1 pseudogene is annotated in these 313 nt (G+C 55.9%); it reads right to left on the bottom strand.

Going from position 1 to position 313, the window contains the following annotated elements:
* Positions 1–313 (bottom strand): annotated as a pseudogene (locus FDX22_RS31390) (guanosine-5'-triphosphate,3'-diphosphate pyrophosphatase); the annotation flags it as partial.

Raw genomic sequence — 313 nt, forward strand, 5'->3', positions numbered from 1 at the left:
CAGCCGAGGATCTCTTGCGCTTTGGCGATAAAGACATCGGCGTTTACCGCGATGCGCAATGTTGCCGTGGCGACCACGCGGATTTGCGGTTGCGGGATATCCTGCAGACGTTCAGCAAACAAGCGCAGGCATTGCCAGCCGCGTTCCATGGCTTCAGCGGAGAGAATGTTGTCGCTGTTGAGTCCAGCGGCCAGACGCACCTTGCGTTTAATACGCGTGAGCGTCTGGATGCTTCCCGCCACTTCGCGTACAACCAGCATATGAAAACTATTCGAGCCTAAATCGATTGCGGCGTACAGCGAAGTGGTTGTGA

The sequence above is a fragment of the Citrobacter sp. TBCS-14 genome (assembly GCF_005280805.1).
GTDB lineage: Bacteria > Pseudomonadota > Gammaproteobacteria > Enterobacterales > Enterobacteriaceae > Citrobacter > Citrobacter gillenii.